General features: G+C 40.7%; 1 protein-coding gene. It reads right to left on the reverse strand.

What is annotated here, in order from left to right; translation table 11 throughout:
• Nucleotides 1-637: serine hydrolase domain-containing protein (locus tag ACCI51_RS19435; protein WP_371845085.1), on the reverse strand; the 637-nt coding region annotated here is incomplete at both ends.

Below are 637 nucleotides of genomic sequence, written 5' to 3' on the forward strand. Positions count from 1 at the left end.
AAATCATTAAGCGATAAATGTATTGTACCAGCAGGTCCAATTATTGGCGTGTTATCATCTTTTCCACTCTTAGTAAAACCAAATAATTTTTTATGCCCCCATGGCTGACTTAATTTTCCCTCTATATCTTTAGGGGCACCAAAGCCACCACTCTCAATCCCTAAAGGTGAAAAAACCTCTTTTCTAATTAAATTTTCCCATGAAACTCCTGCCTTCTTTTCAGCTATTACACCTGCAATCGTATATCCGACATTTGAGTATACAAAGGTTTCACCTGGCGTTACTTCAGGCCGCTGAGAGAGTATATATCGCACTGCTGATTCTCTTGCAGCCATTCTTTCACTACCAGCGTTTGGATTTTTTAAGCTAACCAAAAGCGAGAAATTGGGTGTTGCTCCCGATGTATGTGCAAGCAGGTTGCCTAGAGTCACATCATTCCATTCTGAATGGATGTTCTTTTCGTCAGGAAAAACATCTTTGATAGATGTATCCCACTTCAAATCACCTTTTTCAATCAAGCGAGCAATCATCGTAGCTGTAAAAGATTTAGTAATGGAACCAATATGCCATAGGTCCTGCTGTGAGACGAGAACACCATCGCCTTTTTTACGCTCGCCGCTAACCGAAAGTCCAATGA

Origin of the sequence: Microbulbifer echini, assembly GCF_041447225.1 — a bacterium.
Lineage (GTDB): Bacteria > Pseudomonadota > Gammaproteobacteria > Pseudomonadales > Cellvibrionaceae > Microbulbifer > Microbulbifer echini.